At 50.8% G+C, this 5,769-nt stretch carries 5 protein-coding genes, 1 tRNA gene and 1 pseudogene; 3 read left to right on the top strand and 4 right to left on the bottom strand.

Annotated elements, in window-relative coordinates:
* On the bottom strand, positions 1–1,113 hold a 1,113-nt coding region (locus QCH34_RS05330), incomplete at its 3' end, for an MATE family efflux transporter (RefSeq protein ID WP_300331273.1).
* Positions 1,114–1,330: 217 nt separating this feature from the next.
* Here QCH34_RS05330 and QCH34_RS05325 point away from each other — a divergent pair.
* The gene (locus tag QCH34_RS05325; RefSeq protein WP_300331270.1) at positions 1,331–1,873 is read left to right on the top strand and encodes a hypothetical protein; all 543 of its coding nucleotides are present in this window, start codon (positions 1,331–1,333) and stop codon (positions 1,871–1,873) included.
* 163 nt (positions 1,874–2,036) lie between these two features.
* On the opposite strand, the gene QCH34_RS05320 is transcribed toward QCH34_RS05325, so the two are convergent.
* Positions 2,037–3,464 carry a kelch repeat-containing protein gene (locus QCH34_RS05320; protein ID WP_300331266.1) on the bottom strand — a complete coding sequence of 476 codons (1,428 nt, stop codon included), beginning with the start codon at positions 3,462–3,464 and terminating at the stop codon, positions 2,037–2,039.
* A 302-nt stretch (positions 3,465–3,766) separates the two neighbouring features.
* On the opposite strand from QCH34_RS05320, the gene QCH34_RS05315 reads away from it, so the two are divergent.
* A complete protein-coding gene (locus tag QCH34_RS05315) occupies positions 3,767–3,934 on the top strand; it encodes a hypothetical protein (RefSeq protein ID WP_300331261.1) in 168 nt (55 codons plus the stop codon).
* Positions 3,935–4,052: 118 nt separating this feature from the next.
* Here QCH34_RS05315 and QCH34_RS05310 read toward each other — a convergent pair.
* Positions 4,053–4,126: transfer RNA gene (locus tag QCH34_RS05310), tRNA-Glu, on the bottom strand.
* A 172-nt stretch (positions 4,127–4,298) separates the two neighbouring features.
* Here QCH34_RS05310 and QCH34_RS05305 point away from each other — a divergent pair.
* Complete coding sequence (locus QCH34_RS05305) at positions 4,299–5,411, top strand: GTP-binding protein (RefSeq protein ID WP_300331256.1); 1,113 nt, start codon at positions 4,299–4,301, stop codon at positions 5,409–5,411.
* 8 nt (positions 5,412–5,419) lie between these two features.
* On the opposite strand, the pseudogene QCH34_RS05300 reads toward QCH34_RS05305, so the two are convergent.
* Positions 5,420–5,769, bottom strand: a pseudogene (locus QCH34_RS05300) (tRNA (guanine(10)-N(2))-dimethyltransferase); the annotation flags it as partial.

Genomic DNA, 5,769 nt, shown 5'->3' with positions numbered 1-5,769 from the left:
GGTCCCAACGAAGATGCTGCGGAGAATGAACCCTGTTCCAAAACCGATGAAGCCGATGATCAGCCATTGGAATGCCGTGAGAGAGTAGGCGGCAATTTCAGGATTCTGGTTGAATATTAACGATATCTGATCCCACCAGAGGACCCCGGCGGTAATGACAAGAAGCATGAAAACGGTCACCAACAGAAGTGAAGTCTTCAGACTATCCACAAGATCGGCAAACCTTCTCTCGCCCAGGTAATTCCCGACAAGGATACTGGTTCCATCTCCAATGGCAAAGATAGGCATCAGAGCGATCCAGAAGATCCAGATGGCTATACCGAATCCGGCGAACTCATCCTTTCCAAGTCCATTCAGGAGGATTAAGATCAATACGATCCCACTCGTCTGAAGCGCCGCTTCAAGACCGCTCCAGCTCCCTATCCGAAAGATGGGGATAACTTCCTTTCGCCAGGCAGTGGTAATGAAGGAGGAGATAGTGACCCCGATAAGAGGGAAAAGATACGCCGCAGCCATTATCATGAGTACCATCTGGGTAATGACATACGCGATCGCCACTCCTGAAATACCCAGATGGAGAGATACCGGAGTACTGGAGATCAGGAGCAGGTCGAGGAGAATATTGACAATTATTGAGATCGTGATAAGGATAAATGCCTCCTTTCCTTTCTGGAGGGATCGGATCGCGGTGAGGAGGATAAAGGCAGATATGTCAAAGGGAATACTGATCGATCTCAGCAGAAGGTATTCCCGGGTCGGGTCCACGATTGAATCAGGAGTACCCATTATTCCGATCAACTCCTGATTGAAAAAGAAGATGATCGCCAGCAGGACGAGTGAGATTAATGCCTGAAATATCAGTGCGGCTGTGACGATTCCGACAATTTTCTCCCTGTTGTGACAATAACGGGCGGTGAGCGCAAGGACACCCACCGGGATTGTGGCAACCATGACCTCTATCGCCAGCTCAAAGAACTCGAATTGTTCAGTGATTGCAAACGCATCCATGCTGATGCGCCCAATCCAGAAGAGGTTTAAGAGTGTGTAGATCAGGGGGACGACGGCTGCAAAGACAAGGAAACCCATGAAATGCCAGGGATAATGGCGAGTCATTTCTTCCACTTGAGCTCTGATACGGGAGGGAAAAATCAGAACTTCACCACCATATGAAACAGTATATATTGATATTTCTGGTATTTTTAGCCAACAGGCAAATCACTCCATTATCAGATTGAGAAAGCGTAACTCCACCATCCAGAACAATTAGATAATTAATGATTTTTTCAGAGAGTTCATTATCGGAGAAGAGAAAGATATGTACGATCATTCTATGAAAAAGTCACCTGCCCTGATTCTGACCGGTCTTGTCTGTATCCTGTTGATTATTGCCGGCTGCATGAGCTCTTCCGATGCAACATCGGGGACAACACAACCCGGCACAAACATTGCTCCGTTGCCAGATGCGCAACCAATAGCAACTGCATCGGAGGAGACCCCCTGGTCCGGAACCTGGGCTACAACCTATAATTACGGTGAAACCGGACTCTTCGTCGAGGTTTTTTCACTCACCCAGACTGGTTCATTGGTGACCGGAACCTATAGCAGTGGTGACGAATGCGAATTCATCCCTGACACTACAGGTGATGAAACCAACTTTACCGGTAACTGCTACGGCACGATCAACGGGACTATAGACGGAAACACGCTTACCGGCATCTGGGTCGATACCGATAAGACCGGGACATATACAGGATGGTTCACCTTTGAGCTTTCAGAGAATGGAAGAGTGTTCCAGGGCTACTGGGTAGACGAATCTGAAGGTTTCGAAGCCCTGAAAAATACCACCCAGTTCTGGAATGGCGTGAAAGTATAATCTAAGGGAACAATCCCGGATCGAACGATCCAGAGAACGGCTGCCTCCTGCAATCACCCCTCGCAGGCGCACGTCCCCGATCATAAGAGTACAATTACACTGTATTGCAGGAGGAAGAGAGTCAAAAGAAGAGGCTCTCTTCCAAAAATATGGCTAAAAAATATTATTCCTCTTTTCGCATCGCAAGCAGAACCAGCCCTGCAATCAGGAGCAGAACAGGCGCATAAACAACCGGAGACTGCTCCGGGGTTGGTGTGAGGATATGTGTTTCTTCAGGCTCAGGGGTTATGGAAGGAGCCGGTGTCTCTGCCGGTGCAGGTTCGGTGACGGTTATGAAAGCCTCTTTTGTGAGGGTGGAGAACCCTGCCGTATTGAATGCCCGGAGTGTGACGCTATAGCTGCCCGGATCCGTATAGAGATGAGAAGGGTTCTGTACATCTGAATCGGCAGTCTGGAGCCGCCAGACATCGTTATAGTAGGTAAATTCGTCATCCCCCTCATATGACCAGCCGCCCGTTACAAGAACGCTCCCATCAGGAAGGAGCACGCTGGCATGGCGATCACGTGCATCCCACCCCGTTTCAGGAGTGATCTCTGTCCAGGTGGCACCGTAATCTGCCGAATGCCAGAGATCGTTATACCTGATATCATCATCCATTCCTCCCATCAGAAGAATGCCCCCGTCAGGGAGTGCAACGCTCGTATGGCCATCACGGGCTGACCATTCGGCATCCGATGTCATTTCAGTCCATGTGGCACCGTTGTCGGTTGAGCGCCAGACATCATTGAAGTAGGACCAGCTATCATCATCTTGAAAGTAGCCGCCCATCAGGACAATACTGCCATCAGGGAGCAGAACACTGGAGTGGTATGCCCGGGGCGGCCATCCTGCCCGATGCGAGATCTGCGACCAGGAGATGCCGTTATTATTCGAACGCCAGACATCGTTTTTCTGGCCGACCCGATCCCATCCTCCCATCAGGATGATGCTTCTGTCATTGAGGAGGAGGGTTGTATGGCCATCACGGGCCGTCCAGGGGGCTTCATCAGTTATCTTTGTCCAGTGAACGCCTTTGGTGGTTGAACGCCAGACATCGTTATAATTTATCCATTCATCACCATCACGATAAAAGCCCCCTATAAGAAGGACACTGCCGTCTGCGAGGAGAAGGCTGGAATGGTATGTCCGGGGCGCCCACCGGGGCTCATCGGCAACCCTGCTCCAGGTGGCACCAGAGTCCTCTGATCTCCAGACATCATGGGCATAGGCGCCATCTTCAACGCCGCCCATCAGGACAATACTCCCATCGGGAAGAACAACCATCGAATGGCCTCCCCGTGCCGACCATCCTGCATCTGCCGAAATCTCTGTCCACTCCGAATCGATGAACTCTTCCCCGAAGTACCATGCCCAGCCGGAAGCATCAGGAGTTGATAGATCAGTGAATTCAACAGTTAGTGGAGCGCTGCCGTTTTCAGGCGTGGCGTAAAAATCAGCAGCAGGAGAACCGGCGGCACTGACACCTGCAACCATGCAGATGAGGAGAAGAAGAACTCCCATGAGTCGTGTGATAGGTGTTTTCGTATTCATGATTAGTCACTCAGGCAACCGTAGGAACAGGGGAGAGCAGGAGCAGGATTTTTTTGCCCTTTTTACTCGAAGCGACATCTGAGCAGCATACATGGGCAGATGAGGGAGGCAGAGATGAAGAGGCGGATTTCCGCCCAATCAACCGGTAGTGCCATTGATTATTTCCCCGTACACTCTCTTCCTATGAAGACGCCCTTTTTCCATGCGGTAGTACAAAAAGAGGAGGGACTGGCAATAATCGTTTCGTATCTCCTGCACCCAAAGCGAAATTATTGATACCGCTCAGGGAAAAAGCACCGGAGATGGCAAAACGGCTCCACCCGATCATCCGCAGGAGATCTGATCTCTCGATCGTCCTCATCCTCCTCATCTATGCCATCCTCCTCTTCATAAGCGACTTCACTGTTGTAGCAGGTTTGGGGGAACAATTTACCGGAGGAAGAGGGAGGAGGGAGCAATTCCGAAATTGAGGGTGAGAAGAAGGGAATTGAAGCAGTGAGGACAACGGAGTATCCCCGCAATAGAGTCTTCATAAAAGGTCAGATTGAGTCCATTCTATGAGCAGAAAAGACAATATAAAAGACAGAATGCTGATATGGGGATTTGAACCCCAGTCGTAGGAGTGAGAGTCCTACATGATTGGCCGACTACACTATATCAGCAAGAATTTGTGCTCTATTCTGTAAGACACGAGAATATTTAACCATTATCATATCATCCGTCCACCCTGCCTTCCGCATCCCCCATACTTACCATATCCTTCTCACCTCAAACACCCCCATTCTTCCCATACCTTCCATAGATTCATGTTCACAGAGATGCCATTTATTAGGAATGAGTAGCCTTGAAGAGCAGATCCGTGAGATTGAGGATGAGCTCCGGAATACAAAATACAATAAGGCAACCTCCCTCCATATCGGCAGGCTGAAAGCAAAGATAGCAAAGCTGAAGGATGAGGCGGTCACCCGTGCAATGAAATCGTCCGGCACAGGAGAAGGCTATTCTGTCAAAAAATCAGGGGATGGAACGGTTGTCCTTGTGGGGTTCCCGTCTGTTGGTAAATCAACACTTCTAAACCAGCTGACCGGCACAAAGAGCGAGACTGCGGCATATGCCTTCACAACCCTCACTGTTGTCCCCGGCCTGATGGAACACAGGGGAGCCAAGATCCAGATCCTGGATATTCCCGGTTTGATCGCCGGTGCCGCGATGGGAAAAGGGCGCGGTAAGGAGGTTATCGCCGTTGTCAGGACGGCTGATCTGATCATCATCTTAGGCGATGTCTTCAATGACCGGCATATCGACGTGCTTGTAAGAGAGCTGTATGATGCCGGGATCAGAATCAACACCCCAAAGCCGGATATCACCATCAAGAAATCCGGCATGGGCGGTGTCCGGCTGAACACCGTTGGCAGTGTCGATCTCAACCTTGAAGAGATCAGGACGATCCTTGCTGAGAACAAGATCATGAACGCCGATGTCCTGATCAGAGGCAATGTCACCCAGGAAGATTTCATCGATGCGATGATCGGCAACCGCCGATACATCCCTGCCTTCATCGCAATCAACAAGGTCGATCTTGTCGATGACCAGTCAAAGAAGGATATTGTGAAGCACCTCACCAAACAGTTCGGGCAGGCCCCGATCATGATCTCGGCACACTCCGGCTTCAATATCAACACATTAAAAGACGCCGTCTATGAACATCTCGGTTTCATCCAGATCTTCATGAAGCCGCTCGGAGAACCAGCAGATATGGAAGAGCCGCTGATTGTCCGGGCAGGAAGCACCGTTGAGGATGTCTGCAACCGCCTCCACCGCGACTTTGTCGAGCGGTTCAGGTATGCAAAAATATGGGGTGACTCGGTAAAACACGACGCCCAGCGGGTCAGTCTTCCGCATGTCCTCGCCGATGGCGACATCCTGACAATTGTGACAAAACTCTAAATCCTTTTTTACGGGGAGAGAACCTCTTCCAGCACTTCAAGAGGGGCATCAGTCAGGACGGCGGTGCCGGAGTAGTGCGCCCGGCTTGCCCCATATCCTTTCTGGAGAAGCCGCTCAAGCAGGATATCCATTGCAGGCGGTGAGACGCCGAGCCGTTTTGCCTCTTTATGATAATCATAGTGCGGAAGAGCGGGAAGCTCTCCGGCAAGTATCCTTAAAAGCCGGGAGAGGCGTGCCTTCGACCCAAAGGCCATGCCATCCATCCTCTCAAGCAGCCGCAGGGCAAGTGCACGGTCAGCGATATCCCCGATCCAGAGCGGCCCGATCGGGAGGAGTGCCAGAGAACAGCGGGTGCAGG

It is taken from the genome of Methanocalculus sp., assembly GCF_029762515.1.
GTDB lineage: Archaea > Halobacteriota > Methanomicrobia > Methanomicrobiales > Methanocorpusculaceae > Methanocalculus.
Note: the sequence above shows the minus strand (reverse complement) of the source record. Positions and strands in the feature narration are given on the sequence as shown.